This window comes from Candidatus Latescibacterota bacterium (assembly GCA_019038625.1).
In the GTDB taxonomy this organism is placed as follows: domain Bacteria; phylum Krumholzibacteriota; class Krumholzibacteriia; order Krumholzibacteriales; family Krumholzibacteriaceae; genus JAGLYV01.
The window spans coordinates 1-21,964 of the sequence record JAHOYU010000089.1 but is presented as its reverse complement, the minus strand read 5'-3'; the positions used below and the strand labels follow the sequence as shown (position 1 = coordinate 21,964).

At 51.8% G+C, this 21,964-nt stretch carries 11 protein-coding genes; all 11 read right to left on the bottom strand.

Going from position 1 to position 21,964, the window contains the following annotated elements:
* Positions 1-78 precede the first annotated feature (78 nt).
* The gene (gene hutU, locus KOO63_06890) at positions 79-1,734 is read right to left on the bottom strand and encodes a urocanate hydratase (protein MBU8921528.1); all 1,656 of its coding nucleotides are present in this window, start codon (positions 1,732-1,734) and stop codon (positions 79-81) included.
* A gap of 183 nt (positions 1,735-1,917) precedes the next feature.
* Positions 1,918-4,278, bottom strand: coding sequence for a hypothetical protein (locus tag KOO63_06885; GenBank protein MBU8921527.1), 2,361 nt, complete (start codon positions 4,276-4,278; stop codon positions 1,918-1,920).
* A gap of 20 nt (positions 4,279-4,298) precedes the next feature.
* Positions 4,299-5,573: a phosphomethylpyrimidine synthase ThiC gene (gene thiC / locus KOO63_06880; GenBank protein MBU8921526.1), complete on the bottom strand. Its 1,275-nt coding sequence runs from the start codon at positions 5,571-5,573 to the stop codon at positions 4,299-4,301.
* A gap of 104 nt (positions 5,574-5,677) precedes the next feature.
* Positions 5,678-7,336, bottom strand: coding sequence for a hypothetical protein (locus KOO63_06875; protein ID MBU8921525.1), 1,659 nt, complete (start codon positions 7,334-7,336; stop codon positions 5,678-5,680).
* Positions 7,337-7,343: 7 nt separating this feature from the next.
* A complete protein-coding gene (locus KOO63_06870) occupies positions 7,344-10,772 on the bottom strand; it encodes a hypothetical protein (protein ID MBU8921524.1) in 3,429 nt (1,142 codons plus the stop codon).
* The gene (locus KOO63_06865) at positions 10,769-11,770 is read right to left on the bottom strand and encodes an NHL repeat-containing protein (GenBank protein MBU8921523.1); all 1,002 of its coding nucleotides are present in this window, start codon (positions 11,768-11,770) and stop codon (positions 10,769-10,771) included. Before KOO63_06865 ends, KOO63_06870 begins: the two co-directional genes overlap by 4 nt.
* Positions 11,755-12,594, bottom strand: coding sequence for a hypothetical protein (locus KOO63_06860; protein ID MBU8921522.1), 840 nt, complete (start codon positions 12,592-12,594; stop codon positions 11,755-11,757). The genes KOO63_06865 and KOO63_06860 overlap by 16 nt, the downstream gene beginning before the upstream one ends.
* An 11-nt stretch (positions 12,595-12,605) precedes the next feature.
* Positions 12,606-13,553 (bottom strand): hypothetical protein, encoded by a 948-nt coding sequence (locus KOO63_06855; GenBank protein MBU8921521.1) that lies wholly within the window; start codon positions 13,551-13,553, stop codon positions 12,606-12,608.
* Between the two features lie 15 nt (positions 13,554-13,568).
* Positions 13,569-16,835: an immune inhibitor A gene (locus KOO63_06850; GenBank protein ID MBU8921520.1), complete on the bottom strand. Its 3,267-nt coding sequence runs from the start codon at positions 16,833-16,835 to the stop codon at positions 13,569-13,571.
* Between the two features lie 27 nt (positions 16,836-16,862).
* Positions 16,863-17,876: a PorV/PorQ family protein gene (locus KOO63_06845; protein MBU8921519.1), complete on the bottom strand. Its 1,014-nt coding sequence runs from the start codon at positions 17,874-17,876 to the stop codon at positions 16,863-16,865.
* A gap of 123 nt (positions 17,877-17,999) precedes the next feature.
* A partial coding sequence (porU, locus tag KOO63_06840) for a type IX secretion system sortase PorU (GenBank protein MBU8921518.1) occupies positions 18,000-21,964 on the bottom strand: 3,965 nt, incomplete at its 5' end.

Sequence of the window (21,964 nt, the reverse complement as noted above, 5' to 3'; positions counted from 1 at the left end):
GCAAATTGCTATTACTTACACGTGCGGATCCTGACAGCTTCTACACACACTCCACGGCCTGAGCCGATGGAGAGGATTCTATTTTCCCAGCATAGGGATCTTTAGCCCCGCATCTTTAGCTTTTTCAATGGCTATATCATAGCCCGCGTCTGCGTGTCTTGCAACTCCTGTGCCAGGGTCATTATTGAGACAACGCGCTAGTTTTACACGCCCTTCCGGCGTTCCGTCAGCCAATACAGCAAGACCGGCGTGAATCGAAAGTCCCATACCTACTCCACCACCATGATGCACCGAGACCCACGCGGCGCCGCTCGACGTATTCAGCAAAGCGTTGAGTATCGGCCAGTCGGCCACGGCATCACTTCCGTCCTTCATCGACTCTGTCTCCCTGTAGGGTGAAGCCACAGAACCACTGTCAAGATGGTCACGGCCTATTACTATCGGAGCACTGATCTCACCACTGGCCACCAGGTCATGCATAGCAAGCCCGAATTTCTCTCTTTCTCCGTATGACAACCAGCATATCCTTGAAGGCAGGCCCTGGAAGGCCACCCTCTCCCTGGCCAGGCGTATCCACCTGCAGAGAGATTCGTTCTCAGGAAAGAGTTCCAGGATCAGATCGTCGGTCCTGTAGATATCCTCTTTTCTGCCGGAAAGGGCGATCCATCGGAAGGGCCCCTTCCCTATGCAGAACATCGGCCTGATAAAAGCAGGTACGAAACCGGGGAAGGAGAAAGCGTTCTCCAATCCACCCTTTTCCGCCATTCCCCTGATATTGTTACCATAATCGAATACGATCGAGCCTTTATCCTGAAGGTCGATCATCGCCTGGACATGATGGACCATCGAGTCTATCGCTTCCTTGATATACCGGTCCGGGTCTTCCGATCGTAGTTTCAGTGCTTCCTCAAGCGACATTCCCTTCGGAACATAACCGTTCAGCGGATCGTGGGCCGAAGTCTGGTCTGTAACGACATCGGGAACTATACCCCTTTTTACAAGTTCGGGGAAAACGTCCGCAGCATTCCCAACGAGTCCGATAGACAGGGGCTTCTTTGCCTTGACCGCTTCATCGATCTTCCCAAGGGCAATGTCGAGATCGGTCTCCATGATATCGCAATACCTGGTATCGAGTCTTCTTTTGATCCGCTCCACATCCACTTCGACGATGAGACATACTCCGCCATTCATCGTAACTGCCAGTGGCTGAGCTCCACTCATCCCTCCAAGCCCACCCGAGAGGACGAAACGACCTGCCAGGCTACCGCCGAAATGCATGTTCGCGCATTCTGAAAAAGTCTCGTATGTCCCCTGCAGGATACCCTGTGTCCCGATATACATCCAGGAGCCTGCTGTCATTTGCCCATACATCATGAGGTCCTTCGATTCCAGCTCCCAGAAATGCTCCCACGTCGCCCATTTAGGAACGAGCAGAGAATTGGCGATAAGTACCCTTGGCGCACCCTCGTGTGTTGGGAATACAGCTACCGGCTTGCCGGACTGCACTAGAAGGGTCTCGTCATTCTCCAGGTTTTTCAGCGAATCGATGATCGCGTGATAACTTTCCCAGTTCCTGGCTGCCTTTCCCGTACCTCCATAAACCACCAGCTGATCGGGATTTTCAGCATTCTCGGGGTCCAGATTGTTCATCAGCATCCTCATCGCTGCTTCCTGAAACCATCCCTTACAGCTGATCTCACTTCCCCTTGGAGCTCTGATCACTTCGGAACACATCGGGCTCACCTCCGAAACAGGTTTTAACAAACACTGCAACACATTGTTAATACGTACTATACATCGCCACCGCACAAGCCTGCCATCATCGGACAAGATTACATCTTTTTCACTCCCATATCAACCGGAAAGGTGGCATCCCCATCATTTAGCCACTATTCCCCGGACAGGACAACCCTGCCCTCAAGTATTGCTCCCTCCATTTCTGCTCATACCAACCAACCACTCCGAGGCCATCCTGGCTGTCTCATGCATCGAACCACTTCTGAGCACTTCGACAGGGAGTGAAGAGGATATTGCTCCTCCGTACTGCCGCGTAGCCATCCTTGAGTCCAGGATCGCAACGACCCCCCTGTCACTGGCTCTGCGGATAAGCCTTCCTATTCCCTGCCGGAGTCGAAGCACCGCAATGGGAAGGTGAAGACTTGTAAAAGGATTTTCACCGAATCTTTTCAACCTGTCCGACCTCGCTTCAGTTATCGGGTCTGTAGGTACTGGAAATGGTAATTTGGGTATTATCAACATCTCAAGTTGCTCACCCGGAAAATCTACTCCCTCCCAGAAACTCGCCACACCGAGCAGGACAGGATTCTCGGACTGCTTGAATCTGCTGGCGAGAAGCTCTCTGTTCCCACTTCCTTTCTGAACGAAAAGAGGGCCAGGAAGTTCCATCCTGCCTAGATGCCCGGCAATGGCGTTGCAGAGTCTGTATGACGTCAACAGGGTCATTATGGCCGCCCCGGTCGACCTGGCAAGAAGAGCAATCTCTTCGGCTACTTCAAGAGCGAAACCGTTGCCGTTCGGATCGCCAAGATCGGTCTGCAGTACGATCCTGCAGTTACTTTCGAGGTCGAATGGAGAATCGATCACCAGTTCTTTTACTTCTCGGCCGAAATAACGTACTCCCAGCCTTTCCCTGATGAAGTCGAATGAATCGTTCTGGGCGATCGTGGCCGATGTGAATATAGCCGACTCACAGCTTTCAAGGATGAAATCGGCAAACCTTCTTCCAACTTCAAGTGGGGAGCCGCACAAGGCTACCGCCTTACCTGCCGGAGACCATTCGATCCAGAACACACTTTCCTCGTCAGAAGCAGAGACGAGAAAATCCAGCTCTTCGCCAAGCGCATTGAGTTCATCGATCGCAATACCAGTCTCCTGCTGGAGCTGTTGTCCAGCGGCTGTCACCTTTGCCGCTGCAAATGGTTTAAGTAATTCCTTTAACTCGTTTATATTAGAGAGGATGTCGCTGATTGTATCACGGCTCATTCCAAAGGCGTCCCTGCCATCATAATACCTTGTCCTGATTGAACGGTATCTGTTTCCAGCACCCAGCTCCTCCGATATCTCTTCAAAAAAACGGGATATCATTGAATCCAGTCTTGAATATGATGAGGATATCCCGACGATCCTGTCTCTCCATTCAGCCCCGTCTCCGCCGGGGGAAAGTTCTCCGGCCAGAAATTTCCATCGCTCGGATGACGGGCTGACCGGCGTCAACTGGTCGAATATCCTGTCCAGGTCGGAGGTGGTCACACTGACCGACAGATTGTCCATGACACAGTCTTCCAGATGATGAGCCTCATCGAATACGATCGACTGGTAGGGGCCAAGTATCGCGCCTCCCTGAAGATAATCGGTAAGCGCAAGAGCGTGATTGACGAACACAATCGAAGCGGATCTTGCTCTTGTCCTCGCCTGCACAAGTTGACAGAACTCTCCACTGTCACAGCCTTTCATCCTGCATCTGGAAGGAGCGGAGATCTGCGACGACCGCTCCAGACCAGCATCTGCGGGAAGACTTTCCACTATCCCCTCACCACAAAGAGCCGCGGATAGTGCCAGAGCCAGCCCTCCCCACGGATCATCAATTCCACGCTTCATGACCAGGGAAGTCAGTTTTCTCGCGCAGATGTAGTTCTCCCTGCCCATCAGTCGCCTCACTTTGAGCTCCGCTCCAGCGAGCGGTTTCAGGAGGACCATCTCTCCTTTCAGGAGCTGGTCCTGGAGGTTCCTGGTATGGGTGGATATCATCACCCTTGCGCCTGCCTGTGCTGCATGAAGGATGGAGGGAACGAGATAGCCAAGCGATTTGCCGGTTCCCGTTGCTGCTTCGATAAAAGCCGTGCCACTGTTCTCAAAGACGTCAAGGACGGTGTGGGCCATTTCGATCTGTCCATCCCGGACCTCACCGAGACGTCCCGAGATGTAGGCAAAACAAGTATCGATCTCATCGATACCGGAATATCGGGCCTGTTCGGATGCAGGTGCCGTTGATAGACTTCCCACTTCCACCTGGCTCCCACAAGGCGCCGAAGCAGCCTCCTCGATCAATCCCTGTCCTGGAAAGTCTGAACGGCGGGCCAGGTCGATAATCGTGACCAAGGGCACGGGACTTCGGGAAAGATTATTAATTATAATTTTCTTGAGGTCGGCAGCCTGCTCATGGGCATCAGCAGAGGGCACAAATGGACGAAACACCTCGATCGTCCTCTCGAGATCCTGACCTGTTCCTGCCTTTTCCCCATTCTTTCCCACAGTCATCAGCCCACCCCGACAGGCATTTACTCCCTGCTTCGCATGTTCCCCCGGATCGCGCAGAACTCGCCACACATCGTACACAACTGATCACTTGCGTCAGGGCTTTTGTCGTAAATCTTCCTGGCCCTTACAGGATCTATACTTTCGTCATGTGCCTTTTCCCAGTCAAGCTCAGCCCTTGCCCTGGAGATCCTGCGGTCCCAATCAGCCGCACCTTTTATCCCCTTGCCGATATCACCGGCGTGAGCCGCTATCCGGGTCGCGAAGACCCCATCTCTGACATCTTCGACAGAGGGAAGCCTGAGATGTTCTGCAGGCGTTACGTAGCAGAGGAAATCTGCTCCATGCCATGCAGCCATTGCGCCTCCGATCGCTGCCGTTATATGATCATACCCCGGCGCCACATCAGTCACAAGAGGTCCGAGAACGTAGAAGGGAGCGCCTTTACAGACCTTCTTCTGAATCTGCATGTTGGTCTGTATCTCGTTGATCGGCACATGTCCCGGGCCCTCGACAAAGACTGCGACACCTTTCTCGCGGGCTCTCTCGACAAGCTCGCCTATCACGAGAAGTTCACCTATCTGGGGCCTGTCTGTGGAATCAGCTATTGCGCCCGGCCTGAGCCCGTCGCCCAGACTCAGAGCAAAATCGTATTCATGAGCTATATCCAGTAGCCTGTCGTAATGTTCGTAGTACGGATTTTCCATTTTGTTCTTCATGATCCACTGCAGAAGGAAACACCCACCCCGGCTTACCACACCAGCGGTTCTCCGGCCGGCTACTTCATGAGCCAACCTCTTTACCAGGCCGCAGTGAATGGTCATAAAATCGACGCCTTCCCTGGCCTGATCTTCCACTACAGAGAAAAATTCATCTACCTTGCAGTCGGCCACTTCCCTGCCCGACCTGGTCACGTTCACGATCGACTCATAGATCGGCACTGTGCCTACCGCCACTGTGCTTTCCTTGAGGACCAGTCGACGGATCGCTCCTATATCGCCTCCGGTCGAAAGGTCCATCACCGCGTCGGCGCCGGCATCGATGGCCGTTTTAAGTTTTTCTAATTCTATGTCCATATCGGTGTGGTCGGGACTGGTACCGATATTAGCGTTGACCTTTGTCGTCAGGCCCTCTCCAATACCAATGACCCTGGAATGCTTTCTAGCCATCCCCGTGATGATCACCCTGCCGGTCGCCACAAGCTCTCTGAGCTGTTCCCGATCGATATTCTCTTCTTCGGCGACTGCCTTTAAAGCATCGCTGATCCTGCCCGATTTCGCTATCTCGTATTCTGTCAAATCCACGGCCTCCTCTCGGTGTTCAGGGCGCCCATTATATACGACAGTACCTGGTCTGTACAGCGGAATCATTTTATAAGGGGCAGACTACCGGATGGTCCCGGCTAGAAAACCTCTATCAGCGAGATATGTATCTTCGTCTCGTTCAGTGAGATCTTGTCTCCGAGGCCGAAACTCAGTTCCACAGTGCCCGCTTTGGAAGTCGACCTGATACCGAATCCAAAACCATTCTTTACTGTCCAACCTTCAGACTCCCTGAAAAAACCGCCGACATCGTCAAACAGAAATATCCGGCTCTCTCCTCCAAATCTGTATTCGAGATTTATAAATCCTGTCCGTTCGGCACGGAACTGGTTTTCCCTGTATCCCCTCAATGTCCTTGCCCCACCAAGCGTGAACATCTCTGAAAGAGTGATATCACCCGATGAGACGATCCCACTTGCCGCCATTCTGGCAAAGAAAGCCTGTGAATCTGAAAAACCTGCCTCGACTGAAGACTCTAAATAGTAGATCAACTGAGTTTCGTCCTCGCTGTTCCCATCGACAAAGCTGTTCGTCTTCATTGCTCCTTCGAGGTCGATCCTCAACCTCCACCATGTCCCTGGTTCTCCCGTCAGGCCAATCCTGTAACGCTTTCGTGAACTCTTTTCCAGCCCGGAACCATCACCGAAGGTGGTCCTGTCACCAGCCAGGCCACCACTCACAGACCAGACTGGCCCTATAGGAAAACTGATATACCCACCGGCAGAGACCATATCGTACAACGTATCGTTTACCGTCTGCCCGACCTCAAGATCCAGGCTCATGGGAGTCGAAAAGAGAAAGGGTTCCATCAGGACCAGTTTGGTCCTCGAATACCCGAGGCCGTCGTTGAGCCAGTCGAACCCGGCATTACGACCAGTGCCAGCTATGTTCTTCAATTCAAGTTGCACGGCACCGTTCATCCGGTAATCTCCGTTTTCCTTCCTGGAGAAACCAAACGCTCCGGAAAAATAGTTTGCTCTCTTCCTGTCTTCTACGGGAATAACAAGATCGACTCTGTTCCCCGTGGTTCCAGTGACCCGAGCCTTACCCACTCTCTCGAAAAGACGGGACGAAACCAGATATTTTCGCGCCCTGTTCAGAGCTTTTTCATCGAAACGGACATTCTTTTTCAGTCTGGAAATTCTTAATGCGATGGTAGAGTCTGTCCTGGAAATACCCTCGAAATATATATCGGATACGAAGGCTGACTTTCCTTCGATCAGGGAGATAGACAGATCGATGGTCCCACTCCCCGGTTCATGGCCGACTCCAGTGATCCATGCCTGGGCGAACGGATACCCATCTTCATTCAATGTCCGCACCAACCTTCCCATCGCCACTTCCAGCCGGACAGGATCGAACTCCGACCCTGACGTGATTCCCAGGACTTCAAGAATCGCGTCTTCACTCATCGCGCCCTGTCCCGTCACATTGATACGACCCACCCTTGCCTTCTCTCCGGAATACAGGGTGATCCGTATCTTGTCGCCATCGGAACCCGGGATCGTATCTATCTCGACCTCACAGTCAAGATATCCAGCGGCAAAACATATGGAATCGATCCGGGCAAATTCCACCCGAAGTAATGAATCCGAAAATGTCGATCCAGGCGAGAGAAGAGTGCCACTCGTAATATCTTCGACCAACAGCCTTCCTTCGGCATGCCATTCGATCCTCCCCCCTGATATTCCACTGCCCAGGAGAGGTTCCGAAAGGATCAGAGTCAAGACCAGTCCCATTATGATCCTAGAAAAATGCTCGGCATTCCATCTTGAGCGCATGGATGGTCTTCACCTCCCCCACATAATCTTTTTCTCTTCTGCCGTTATAGTTAAGGCCAAAACTCAGGTTTCTTGTGAACCTGTATTGGCCGATCACGTTCCAGTCCTCCCTCATCCCTTCTTCAAGAAAGAAAAGAGGCTTGGTCTGACCTACGTCAATCGACGTATAGGTAAACTTGAGCATCGAGGTAAGATTGACCTTCCTCCCTAATGACGCGTTCATTGCAGGAGTAACCGACCAGGATGTCTGCCCGGCTCCCGAGACCTCGTCTTTCCTGTTCTCGCTTCCAAGCTCCATGGATATCTTTACTGACGGGCGTGGCCGGTAGCCGGTGATCAAAGCGCCTGATAACGATTCCACCCTGTATCTCTGTGATGTCTGTTCCCCGGATTCTCTCTCTCTCAGTCTTTTCCCCGCTTCGAGAGTGAAAGAGAGACCGTTACCGGCTGCGACTTCAAGCTGCACCTCGATCTCCCTGTTATACCTTGAGGTTGAAACATCACCTGAACGATTATCCTCTTCATCCTCACGGAAAAAGACGAACTTGAGATCGTATCTGCTGACGTCGTTCAGCAGAGACCATTCCTGCCTCAAACTATTTTTTCCGTAGAGAGTGAGATCGTCCCTTTGAAGAATATCAGGATCGAGGAGATAAAGTCTCAACAGCTCGTCTGTCCCTGACTTCTCCAGGACCGAGACGAATTGATCCACCGAAAGATTCCTTCTGATAACACCGAGGATCCCGTTTCCGTACGACCCTGAAGAAATTCCCCTGATCCCGCTTCCATAACTCATCCGCCATGTAAGCTCTACGGTCCTGACCGCCTCGACTTCCCCACCGGCCAGGTACAGCACCATATAATCTCCCCTTTTCTGCCCGACTTCCCTTCCCTCCTCATCATAGTCTCCCTCGTTCTCTCCCACGAATATTACAGTCTTCTCCAGTCTCCTGTCCTCACCCGAACTGATCCTGTAACCAATATCGCTCGTTATCCCCGCTGATCTCAGTACCTCCCGGTATCTGATCCTTGCAAGATCGTGCTTGCTTTCGCCTCCAGAGGCGTCACGTGTGGTCCTGTGGGAGATAAACAGGTCCACGACTCTCGACCCGCCGGAATATCCGGCATCAAGTCTTATTTCATCGGTCTCCCTGGCGCGCGACCATATCTCGCCTGCGGTCGACATCAGGTCAGTACGTCTTGTCACCAGGGATAGATCTGCCCTGTACCCCCCCAGTCCTCTTCCAGCCAGACCGAATGAATTCTCATAGTAGTACCTTCCCGTATCCGCCGCCGCCCGATCGAAAGCCCGGTATCGTTCGGTATCGAACCGGAACCGAGGTGCCAGATGCCAGAAGGAGAACGATGCATCGACTTCGGCGGACTTTCTGTCCCTGTCATCACCGGTCCTCGAATCAAAGGCATTTATTGAAATCCCTCGTCTACGCAGGTCTCCGATATTTGCAGAAAGATCGCTCCTTACAGCAGACAGAGAATCGCCTCTCACCAATCTTTTGTAACTACCGCTTATGTCCCACAGTGAATCGGCCACCCAGGAGATCGATCCTCCGCTGATCTCTTCCTTTCCTTCCAGGGGAACATCTTCGAGGTTCCAGTTTCTATAGAAGTACGATGATCTCGCTTTATCCGCCGGCGCGAACCTCTCCTCCAGCATCGAATATTCACCCTTGATGTCAAGCTTGCCCAGAGGCATGGAGAGGCCTCTGATGCCTCCTCCGACCCTCATGGCTCCACCGGTGTTATCATCGTCATCGACCCCGGAAAGAGTATTCCTGTCATAGAGACTGACGTCTCCCTCTCCATCCAGATATAAGACTCCCTTTTTGGCTTCAAACCCCAGGGTGAACACCTGTTTCATCTCTGGCAGGGGAAGAGGCCTGCCGACCGAAAAACTTCCGTTTCCAGCTCCGACATATCTGTATCTGACTTCTCCCCTTTTCGTAAATCCATCAGGTTCATAATCTCCTTCGCCCGGCCGGGTCTCGTGGAAACTCAACCTGTATCTCCCACCGATCTCGATAAATTGATAATGCTCAGGGAGAGTGCCGGCCGGAATCAGGATGTAGGCATCTTCAGCGTCTTCCACCTCCTCGACTCCACTTGTGACAGCAGACCCCGCGTCATCTCCGGCTGCCTCAAGAACAGCGGTCTCTTCTCTTGTCAGGCTGCCACGGATCGGCTTACCGGAACTGTCTCCTTCACGGAAGAAGAAGGTCCTGAGCCTGACCGCGTCGTCGAGGAACGGAGCGGACCATCCAGCCGTGACAGTGGTTCTTTCATAATCATCTTCGCCCATCTGGTAATCAACGATGATCTCGGAATCTACACTGATCGTATTTCTCTCCGTGAATGTGATGGTCCCCCGCACATAATCGATTGTGAAATCGTTTTCATTACCCCGCTTCATCTCCCTTCCATCCAGCAGGACACTCTCAGAACCAGGAAGGATAATGATCCCGTTGAACCGCCTCGCGGAAAGAAGCTCGTATGGCCCCTGAACGCCATCTCTGCCGCGGAATTCGGCCGTTTTGAATCTTCCCTGTGCGATTCCTCCACCGACCGTGAATTCCTGCCCACCGACATCCACCTTTATGGACGCTCCTCTCAATTCCCTCTTAAAACTGGAGAATCCGGACCACTCGAGTCCTGTAGGAAAATCACCAAGCCTTGCCTCCATATGCTTGCTGTTGATCTGTACATATATCTTGTCGAGATGTTTGAGTTCTTCGGTATTTCCTTCCGGCTGTACGGGAAGATTGTCGTCTGTAAGAAAGGCCTTCACCTCAAGGTCTCGAGCCAGTTTGCCGGCCATGGTCACCTTCATGCTCTGGTCGATACCCAACCCCCTGCTGGACCCGACTGAAAACCCGACGGTCTTGCTTCCTGAAAGGTTCAGTCTGTAAGGGTTGGCCTGTCGACTCTTCTCTCTTTCAGAGTCGACCGCATCAGGAAGATCTACCGCCGATGCAGGCTTCTCCCCTGGAAAACGCGATGCAAAGACGGGAGCATATGAAAATGGATACCTCGACCAGGTCGCCCTGAAAACTTCTCCACCGACCGGGGGCAAAACGAGGATGACAGAACCCCTGAGAATATTGATCCGGTATTCGATCTCCCTCTTTAGAAGGCGGCCATCTACCCATACAGAATCACTCCCGGGGATGAGGAATGACCGGCCAAGGTCTATCCTGTCCTCCCCAGACTCGAGGACTCTCAGAGCCTGCTGCCTGTAAGCGTACCTGAGTGGTATTCTGACAAGTTTTCCGGGAACGTCCGTAGAAAGAACGGTATCGCTGGCAAAGGCCTGCGAACCGGAGCAGATCAGGATCAAGGCGGTTGCCATAAATATATTGATATTTATCAGAGTCTTCATTCGTCGACGCTATCAACCCGTTTCATGACGAGGATCGAGCCGGATCTTATATCGGCTATGTACAGTCCACCGTTCCAGCCGACGGCTACTGCAGATGGAGATATCTTCATTCCGCCAAAGGAGTCTATCTTTCCAAGAAAGGAAAGATCCGGGGAAAAGATAAAGACCGCGCCCGCATCCGTATCGGCTACATGAATATTTCCATCCCTGCCGACACAGATGGAACGGGGTTTCTCGAAACCTGTATCATCCGGCAGTACAAGTATTGACTCATATCTGCCTGATGGCGAAAATATCTGCACCCTTTTGTTTCCAGTCTCTGCTACGGCTATTCTTTCATCCAGAAGGAGAACGGCCTTTGCCGGTCTGTCGAGAGCCCCCTCCATAAACCCGAACTCATTCCACAAAAATTCGATATCAAGAAGGGGAGTCCATATGGTCAATCCATGGTTCTTCATATCCGTAGTCAGAAGACGCCCTCCCCCACCGCCACTGACCGAAGAAGGCCTCATTCTGTCGTAAAGTCCGAATGAGATCAGGACGTCAAGGAACGTACCGTTCCGGTCATAACGCAGAAGCCTGTTATCGGAGTAGTCGAGCACATATACGAATGTGCCGTTGACAGCAAGGTCTATCGGATAAATCGAACTGCCCAGGGGAGGATCCTCGAATTCTACCACGGCACCATCCGGAGCAAAGATAAAGATCTTTCCAGTCATTGCATCGGCTACAAAGATTTCTCCTGTCGGTGAGACATCCAGTCCAAGAGGTTCTCGAAGAATGCCTTTTCCGAGAACGATCGTCTCTTTATACAGAAAGAGCTCCATCTCACCGGATATATACTCGTTCCCGGCTATCTCAGGATCGTCATCGGACCGGGTCGAGGCAATCCTGGGCCCGGGCATTGACTGATCAGATGTCAGCAGTAGAATTAAAAAGATGATAAAGGAGCCGGACAAGAGTCTGATAGTCCGGGTCCTTCTCAGAACGAACGGCATAAGGACATCCTGAACCCGCCACGCTCCGGTTCGACATGGATCGATATTCCCGGCTCTCTGTCCATTCTTTCGTTGGAATCCCTTGCAAGTTTGAGAGCATCGACCATACTGACGACCCTTAGCCCGACGATAAAGAACAGGGCATATACGGCACGCCTCCTGGATGTATCACTACCAGCGAAGAGTTCCCTGTAATTATAGTAGGCTTTGTCTGTCTCCCACCTCCAGCTCATATCTCCAGTGATCACGTTTTCCTCATAATAGTCATCCATCGCGGCTTTGTCCGGGTAATATAGGTTTCTGGCCTCTCTGAGCACATATTCGTTGTAGCCTCCCGGCCCGTCGTTGCTGATGTAGTTACTTATCGTCTCGTAATAACTCTCACCATACCCCGACCCATTCAGGCCAGCATAGACATCGGCATACTCCTCATACTCATCACGGCGTACGAGCGACTGGTAGAAGAAAGCTCCAGCTGCTACCCAACCGACTCCTTCCAGTCCGAAATATACCTTCGCCCTGAGATCGTTTCCCATCCTGTGCTGTCCCAGTCCGGGAAGAAGGAATGACAATCCGGCTTCTTTTGCCGGTGATCTGTAGAGACCGGAAAGACCACCTTGATTTTTTTCTTTCGGATCCTGCCCCACTGACATGGAAAAAGGTCCCGCGCAGGCTATCACCGACGGAGAGGCAATCTCAAGTCTGACTCCGCTGTTATCAAAACCCTCATCGACACCTGAAGCCGGATCGGAAAAAACATTAGACGCTTCCGCAGCCGAAAGAGAGCAGGTAAACAGAATCATCATAATGATCATCGTTCTCAAACTGAAACCCCCTAAAAACGGTAGCTTATTCCCACAGTGGACATTTCCCGTCCAGGCGTGAAATCGAGAGTCAGTCCGCCGTCATCGACGCTGCCCCTGTTTATCGTATATGCCAGCCAGGCGGAGTCGAGCATCGAGACGACCCTGTTTATTATCGCCAACATGATATGCTGGTCGGCCCTGACCAGGTACTTATCGCTTTCGTCCCTGATGCGCCAGTATTCAGTCCTGTGAGGAGTCCATGGCTGGAAAGTCTCGTATTGATAGTCCCATCCAGTGTCGTCCCAGTCGTCCCACCCGAAGACGAAAGCATCATACTTGCCGCAGTTCTCGTAATATTCTTCCCTGTCCAGGTCCCTCGGTATATAGATAAAGAAAAAATCCTGACTCGCAGGCCCGATTTCATTGTACATCTCCCAGTCATCGCACCCTCCGTACCCAATACATTCGGGATGCTGCGCGAGGAATCTCTCTTCACTCCAGTGGGCATCGCAGTATGCCTCGTATTCTCTTTTGAAATCCTTGCCCCTGTCGTAATTATCCTTGTAACCATACCAGAGATAGGCGTCAAGAGCCATGAACACGGGGGCCCTGTACAGCGCTTTCTTCTCTCCGGAATCGAGGTAAAGATACAATTCTCCGAGTCCGGGAAGAAGAGCGGATGCCAGCACAGAGATTGCCATCTTCCTCTTGCCTCCGGGCCGCATAGCGCTCCTTCTCACTCCCGCAGGGGCAAGGACATCTGCTCTCGAAGCCATTGGCCTGTCGAGCTTCCTTCCACCCAGACTGAGAGTCTCCCTGCTCTTGTATCTCTCGAGGTCGAACCCCCTGTCCTCTTTGAATATCGATGAAGTAGCATCCATGGGCCTTTCACCATCGATCGCAAATATCGGATGGGGAATTATTGCCATCAGGGATAATACAGCCACTACCAGCAGGATTCTATGATCACTCCTCATCTGATTCCTCCACGGTCATCTGATAACTGCGAATTTCCTGTTTATACTCACGCTTCTGCTGCCAGCCTCTATCTCGAGCCTGCAGATATATACACCGGAAGCCTTATCCAACATCGAAATCTCAAATTCATCTTCTCCCCCGGAGAGTTGTTTTGTCTCTTCAAAGATTAACTCGCCGGTAAGGGTCATAATCCTTATACTGGCTTTGCCGGATTCAGGCGCACTGAAATGGACCGAGACTTTACCCGTCCTCGAAGGATTCGGATAAATGGTTATCCCTTCTTCCAGTTCGGTCCAGGCAGGAATGGCAGTATCGAACCCGCTTGAACCGGACGCGAAGCCTGTACGTCCTGTATCGCCATAAAGCATCGGCCAGGAGATATCAGGGTCCGGAGGTCCAAAATCACCCCTGCGCCACTTGACTGAGCCGCCTGGAGGCCTGAAATCGTAAAATTCATTTATTCCATGATTATAGATCATATCCAGATAAATATATTGTCCCTCTTCTCCGGACACTGTCAGCTCTACAGGCTGATTCAGACTGGAGGCTATTCTCTTCGGGTAGCCAGGGACAAGTTCGCCCATGTGATCCAGGATAAAGAAGATGCCTGCGTCTGTACCGACCGCTACCCAGGCTCCCTCCGATGAAGATGCGGTTGTCAACGCCGCTGTTATCCTGATTTCCATCGGAAGCACGAACATATCGTTGATATTCCTTGGCCATCCCGTGATGCTTGATCCTGTGGTTCCCCTGACATGGATATTGATCCCGTCGGTCATTACGATATCAATATATGAATCTCCGTTCATATCCTGAAGGGCGGGTACGCTTATGACAGCTTTCCCAAGACTTCTGTCCGATATGATTCCGTCCTGGCCGCAACATATCACCCTGCCGGTCGACATCGCCACTACATAGAATTCATATCCATCGGCAGCGGGATCGAGATCTCCACCGAGCAGAACGATCCTCCCTGACATATCGGTCTGTGATAGCGGGATTACGGGATCCCAACCCAACAATTGTACAATATTGCCATCAACAGGAGAAAAACGGGACAATCTTGTCTCCCCTGTAACCTGGCCTGTGACAAGAATCACCATATGTGTCGAATTTCCTGTCCCATCATCTTCTATGACAAGGTTTCCGGAAAAACTCATACCGTCAGGTAAATAGTACGGATCGACTTCATCCACAGCGGATCTGCCTGTCAGCCGCATACTGCCGTCATCAAAGACTGCCGCGATCATTACATCCTCATCAGCGGTAAACAGCGCAGGATGAGTGACAGGTCCCGCTCCGAACGAAGCTGGCCATGAATCGTTGATCGCTTCCCAATCGTAAGTACTCAATGCATGAAACAACCCATCCGCGCCAACGATAATAACCGCATCCGCCCCGTCAGAAGAATCGAATCCCGGAGCAAGAAGCATCGGTGTCATAGCAGGAACAGCTACATGAGCCACCATCTCATCATGGCCCGTGACATATACTCCACCGAAAGCGTCGACCAGGACCGATCTGTTCTGGCCCGCAAGGTGAAGCGCTCCTCCATCGGGAATCGTGGTCGCCGGGACAAAAGGCTCCGAATAATCGATATCCCTTACCCCCGCGCCGAATGTCATCAATGTATCTCTACCCGATACATTCTCGAGCCTTACTCCCGAGGGCACACCCCAGTTACTCCACGCCGAAGGAAAAGTCGAGTCAGACATCACCTCGGAGTTGCCGGCATAAAACGCGTCGTCAAACCACCCCATCCTGTAACCGGAATATGGATTGCCGAGGTCTGTCTCTCCACCCGCTTCAACCAGCCAGACTCCAAAAGGCCATCTGGAGTTCACTTCGTTCTCATACCACCGGTCGGCAATGAAACTTTCATCTATATGCCAGACGAGCAAGCCTGGCCCCCCGTCGCTCGAAGGATAATCAGATTCGGTGGGCAACAGAATGTCGTAGGTGTTGACAAGTTCCCATTCGTATTCATCTACTTCACCCTCATCACAATTCAGACAGTTGCCCCAGCCGATCACGACTCCTGATACGGGATCCCAGACGGGCTGAGTATATATGTCGTCCGTCTCCGCGGCACGGTTCTCTATCAGATAGTATTCATCACCGGTTATATCGACCCTGACAGCTCGCGATGGGCATTTCTCCAGGGCACTGAGAGCTATCTCATTGTCGAAAGTCTGGACCGTGTCGACATCGAGCCATCCCAACATGTATTTTGACCAGGCACCGAATCCGGCGGGCAGGATACCGAGGACATATATCTCCTCATCACCATCGATCAGGTATACCCCGACCTGGCTGCCGGAATCCATCTGGTCCCATACTCCCACGATCGGCATTCCATAATAGACATCGTAGAGGTCTGGAAGCCCCAGGACATGTCCGAATTCATGGGCCAGCACGGACGCCTGGCTCCCGTGGATACCATCCTGCGTAGCTGTCTCAGGCACAACTGATATTTCCGATATTATCGTCGAGCCGCCCTCGATAGGTATCTGGTCCACATCACCAAGTCGCGCGAAAAACGAGGGGATGTCGTTAGGGCTGTCCGAATAATAATCACTTTGGAGATCGGCGCCCGCATGCACCAGGATGACTGCATCGTAATCTGAAAGCCTGACGGGATATCCCTGATCAGCCAGTTCCTGGTCGGCTGTGACAACCGCGTCATAAAGAAAGTGAGCCAGCTGGGGAGTCGTCCATCCTCCACCGCTGCCCGGCCCGTAATCGGCTATGTCAGATAGTTTGTAGGAACCGTTCTCCTCCTGCGGCAGGATGTCCCATTCGACCTGCAGCTTACCGCAGGACTGAAGATCGATATAATTATGGAGGCCCTGCATATGTCCGCTGAAATATACTGAATTATGAGGAGTCGGATCGATGAGCGATGTGCCGCCGGGAGTCAGATCGAAATCTCCATCGGTAGATATACTGGTGAGTCCGGGCATGCTGTTGTTTCTGAATGCGATCCTCAGTACGACAACACGTATGGTCCCTTCAACCACTCCGGGGCCGCCCCCCTTAGTCAACATCGCACGACTTGCCAGTCTACGGGATACATCGTCGTAATCGAATATTTTTCTCGGTGGCTTGTCGTAATCCGGAACGTCTTTCCTCTCGCCTGAATAGACGAAGGTCCCGTTATCCGATCTTCTGAGGACGGGAGCTTTCCTGCCCGAAGCATATGCATCGGACAACAAAGCTGCAAAGATGGTCAACAGAAACAGTGCCAGGCCTGTCCGCATATTATAGCTAACCGCTGCCAAGTGGCTGAACCTTTCCCAGGGGTGGATCTAGAAATTGTATCCGACCGACCAGCGATATACCCTCTCGAGATCTGACGCCTGGGGAATACTGGCGAAATCGATCCTCAATTTATTCTCGAGCATGAGAAATCCCAAGCCATAGGTTGGAGCCTTGATATCCCCATCCTTGTCCTGAATATACCCACCGCGTATCACGAGAAGAGCCGCATAAACAAATTCCGCACCCACATGATAAGTGTTCGATCGCTTGTAATCTTCATCTGTGAAATAGTCGACGAGAGACTTGTTGACATCGGCGACCATAGTGATCTCCATACCCTCGTCCTGTACCGGAGTATAAGCGAAACCCACCCTGAGATTCCTCGGAAGCGGGGCGGCCTGGTCACGGTTCTTGTATGTCAGCGACGGGCCGATATTCACTACACTGGATCCGAGCCTCAACCTGCTGATCTTATATCCGGCAACACTGAAATCAGGCACCTTCCAAAGCACACCGAAATCGACTCCGACAGAATGGCCCGTTCCGTCGATCTGCTCGACTGTCGCCCAGGCGGGAGCCAGATTCACATAGATAAATTTAAGATTCAACCCGACAGCCAGATTATCTGTTATCCTTATGGCTCCACCGATGGTGGGAACGAACTCATAAGACTTGGCAGTTCCAAGATCCTCTCCTGTCTCGCTTGTCGCTTCCCACTCACCATATGTAAGATACTGGATATTAGCACCGATAACGGCTAGCCCCTCGATCTCGTATATCACTCCAAGGTATTCGAAGAAGACATCCGAAGCGAGGTCGGGAACCAGCTGAGTATGCATGAAGTCCACGGCTCTTTTCTGGAAAGCCATTCCGGCCGGGTTCCACCAAAGACTCGTAGCATCCTCGGACAGAGCAACAAAACTTTGCCCCATCGCGTTCGCCCTTGCGCTGGGAGGAATGATCAGACTACTCGCACCCGATTCTCCCTGGGCCAGCGCCTGCCCTGCGCATAGGGCGGAAATAAGCAAAACGGCTGATATTGTCCTGAAAACCTTAACCATATTTATCTCCTTCTAGTATTAGACTCCTTCTATAAAACTATATTCCACACGGACCCGGGTCAAGCTTTTTGGCACACGCGGAAAGCTAATACCTGCATCCGTAATCAAAAGCTCGTTAACAGCTTATCGTAGCAAAACCGCCTTTCCTGAAACAGTTTCACAGCGGTTATAAGAGTTTCTGAATGAAACATCCAGGAGATAGAGATAAGTCCCGTTCGCGGGCCTGTCTCCTCCATAATCCCTTCCATCCCAATAAATACTGTTGAATCCTTCCTCCCCATAGGTCTTACGGCTCCATATCTCTCTTCCAGAGACATTGTACACTCGCAGGACGACATCCGCGTCGTTACTGAGCTGGAAGACGAAATTCGTAGTTTCCGTAAAGGGATTCGGCATATTAAACACATCGCTTACCGTGTAGAGCCCCTCCTCGACCACATCGAACGCGAGCGTATCGGTGGAAGATTCCCCCAGATTGTCGAACGCTCTGACGATAACTGAATGGGGGCCCGGGCTGAATCCTGAATGCAGGGGATATTCGACCCTGCCAGTTGTCGAAGATCCATGATCATAGGTGAAATAATCGGTGACAAATATCGGGTAGCCGCTCCGATCGAACTCGAGAAAGATGGAGCTCTGCGGGTCACTGCCAAGGATCGCGATCCCGTCATCGTCGGAGATCTCCACGTTCAGCGAGGCACCCTGTTTCACCTTCGTTGCCTGTCCGCTGAAAAAGATATTTATCGATGGTGGCCCCGAATTCTGGGGAATATCCGGGTTGCTCACTATTAACAGGGAATCTTCTGCGCCTACACCGTCCTCACCATTTGTGGTCACATACGACCTGACCCTCGCCTCAGGGCCCGTCTTGCATCGGATTGGAATGACAAAATCGATATTGAAGCGTCCCGCGCTTACATCGACCGACCCTCTGAATATCTCCTTGCCGGGCAGGTAATATTTCAATTCATACCCGTAATAGCATGTGATCGGTCCATCATTAACATTTTCGAATGATTCCTGTACGATGATGTCGGCGTTACCATTGAACGAGGTGAGTACGGCTCCTCCTGACATGACCCTGCCGTCCAGAGTATACCTGGCACCGGTCAGCATCGTGTCAATGGTGCTCACTTCATGTTCGACCGTATAACCGGGCATAGCCAGCATCATAGCCGGATCACCGAGAAGAATATACTGGGAATTATTCATACCGTCCCCGAAAACCGCGCAGCAGGGCTTGGCCAGCATCATCGTAGTCCCCAACGGCCATGTTCCGGTGCTGTCCTCTGATGTGAACAAAGTCTTGAACAGGGAAAAACAGAGTTCCCTGTTTGGTATTCCAAGAGTGCCTCCTGTACCTGTGATCGTCGCAATCGCGCCACCGTCATCCCGTACGACCATCTCCTGAGCGATACTCCTCTGATATGGAGATTCGATATTGCCTACCGAGCATGAAAATGCCAGGAAGAGTGGCCTCCTGTCCCCGTTTCTCAGGGAATATACATCGGATTTCTGCATCACGCGCTCATCGGCCATCTGCTGGGGAGATCCGTGCCCGGTATATTTTACGATCAGAGCGCCATCGTTCCATCCGTCCAGCAGGTCGTTTGACGCCTCAGGCTTCAGATCACCACTGAACGGATAATGATGAAGGTATATCTTTTTTAAATCGATGAAATCCGGAAAATATGTGTATCCCTGACTCATGTATTCAGTGTCTATCATAAAACTGTAGTCGCAGTTCGTGTTTGCGGAAAATTCATCATCGGCGACCAGCATCACCTTGTTCTTCCATGCTCCAGGTTCGACATCCGCTTCGTATGCGATGATATTTCTCACCCATGCAGAAGCCTCAGATGCCGAAAGGACCGTCATCCTGCCAAGGCCGAGATCTATTAGCCTGTCGTTGTCCCCATCGAGTCTCGCGAAAAAGTCGTCGTCTTCGACCATCTCTCGCCCATAATCTTTTACATACAGGGGCACATAGTCTATCCCGGTTCCCAGGATATCTTTCGTATCATAAGTACCGTTACCCATCAGAAGGGCGTACTTTATCTCAGACTCGATCCCATCATCGAAATTATCGTAAAGGAATTTCAGATAGTTCCTGATCGCGACCGGGTCTTTCATGCCGCCAGAGAAATTATCATAGATCTGCCGGACATCCACGGCTTTTACCAGCGGGTCTTCCACCAGGGGCAGGTGCGATGACCTGTACAAAGCGAGCTCGCTCGCCGCCGCCTCAAACCTGCTGTTGTAGATGATCACCATATTCGGGCAGGCCGGTTCATCTCTCAAAGAGACCAGGCTGCCCGTTAAACGGGAGTATCTCTCTATCTCCGGATGTCTGAGAGCATGGGCCTGCATCGCAAAGTAATGTGCCGGAGAACCGGATAATCCGTCAATGTATGTTATATTTTCTGCGGTGCTGCTGAAATGCGTCAATAATACTGGAGACTTGAACGAAGTGACATCAAAGAGGAACCTCTCACCCGTCGAGAATCCGTTCAACTGGAATCGTGCCTGCCCGATCTCATCCGGGCTGAAATAATTCAACTCCCCACCTGTCGCGTTCAGATATCGTTCGTAATAGATCTCGTACCAGAGGACATAGACCATATCGCCCGGTTCCTTGACGACTCTGAACGTGTTTGTCGAATTCACCAGGTTGTTGATGGCAACATCGAGCGTCTCTGGATCAAAAGAGTAGATGGCCACCGAGCAGGCCAGTGTCCCTACCTCCGCCCCGTTGATATAGTAAGTCGGATTGATAATGTCATATGAGTTGTATGGACCGTAACCGAGGGTGCGGAACCTGCCATTCCCCACCACGCTGTCCAGAGTGAAATTGTCGGTAAACGATGAACTCCCGGCTCCGAGGGATCTCCAGTACCACCTGTCCTCAGTGTACTTCGGATCATAGAGATTATCCTCTTCCCTGTGTATCCTCTCCTCATATGTAGTTACATCAAGATCCGGGGTTACACCGGCAATACTGACATCCCGCTCTTCCATCCTGAGAGGTTGTCCCGCAAAGCCATGTCCCCATGAGAGCCAGTAGTTAGAATTTTCAGCATAATCGTGCTCATACCATTCTATGACATCGGCGGATGGATCGAGATCGTTCATCCATCCCTCGATCCCGGGAGCGTAGAAAATGATCGAATCACCGGGAGAAAATGAACCTGAGTTGTCTCCCCTGTAGAGCACCGCGCATTCATCGAGATGGTAGTCATCCTCAAAACTCCCACCATCATCAGCCGCAGCAGGCTGCTGCAGAGGACCGCCAGTGAAGACACGGATAGTGGCTGGATCTATTTCACCCGGATCGAGACCCGCGGAAAGGATATCAGTATAGGTCACCACATAGACTCCTGTATCCGCTATTTTCAATTTGAGCCAGTCGTCGGCGAGCGAAAATTCAAACGGGGTCCTCAATGCAGAAGATTCGGTCGTAGTTGGCTTTATCCAGCCTGCAGCCTGATCGGCGTTGATTATATGACTGTCACCGAAACCTCTCCTGCCTGTAGTCTTCCCTGATATCTCTTGCGGAGCAAAGGACAGCCTGACAACTATACGCTCCGCGTAGCCCAGCGATGACGTACCAGGATCCCATATGACCGGGTATATATCTACAAGGGCTAGCTTTCTCCTGCTCATCGTGCCGGTACCAGCCAGGATCGCGTGCTCGATACCCTTCATCACATCCCTGTCACGAAGAGCTCTCAAGTGGTCATCTATGTCGACTTTCCCGGAAAACCAGACTTCAGGCAGGATGCCGTCAAGCATGACCAGATCGACATCCAATACCTGAAACCTGATTCCTTCTACTGCTGGCACCTGGAAAAAATATCTCTGAACGGGAAGGACCGGTCTTCCTTCCACTCTCTCAGGCATGTATCCCTCTACGGCGATCCTGGCAAGGAATCCACCCTCTACGGCCCCCATCTGCTCGACCAGCGGCCGGGCTGGAGAAAATTCTACTGTGACGCTGGAGTTATCCTCATGTAAAATCCTGTATTCTCCAGCTGACAGGATCGTTGGGATGAGAAGTAACAACAGAGTCGTTTGAATCTTTCTCATGC

What these genes read in the sequence shown, in the direction of transcription:
- KOO63_06870 (MBU8921524.1), bottom strand. Translation starts at nt 10,772, where the DNA reads ATGAAGACTCTGATAAATATCAATATATTTATGGCAACCGCCTTGATC.
- hutU (MBU8921528.1), bottom strand. Translation starts at nt 1,734, where the DNA reads ATGTGTTCCGAAGTGATCAGAGCTCCAAGGGGAAGTGAGATCAGCTGT.
- KOO63_06865 (MBU8921523.1), bottom strand. Translation starts at nt 11,770, where the DNA reads ATGCCGTTCGTTCTGAGAAGGACCCGGACTATCAGACTCTTGTCCGGC.
- KOO63_06845 (MBU8921519.1), bottom strand. Translation starts at nt 17,876, where the DNA reads ATGGTTAAGGTTTTCAGGACAATATCAGCCGTTTTGCTTATTTCCGCC.
- KOO63_06875 (MBU8921525.1), bottom strand. Translation starts at nt 7,336, where the DNA reads ATGGGACTGGTCTTGACTCTGATCCTTTCGGAACCTCTCCTGGGCAGT.
- KOO63_06885 (MBU8921527.1), bottom strand. Translation starts at nt 4,278, where the DNA reads ATGACTGTGGGAAAGAATGGGGAAAAGGCAGGAACAGGTCAGGATCTC.
- KOO63_06855 (MBU8921521.1), bottom strand. Translation starts at nt 13,553, where the DNA reads ATGAGGAGTGATCATAGAATCCTGCTGGTAGTGGCTGTATTATCCCTG.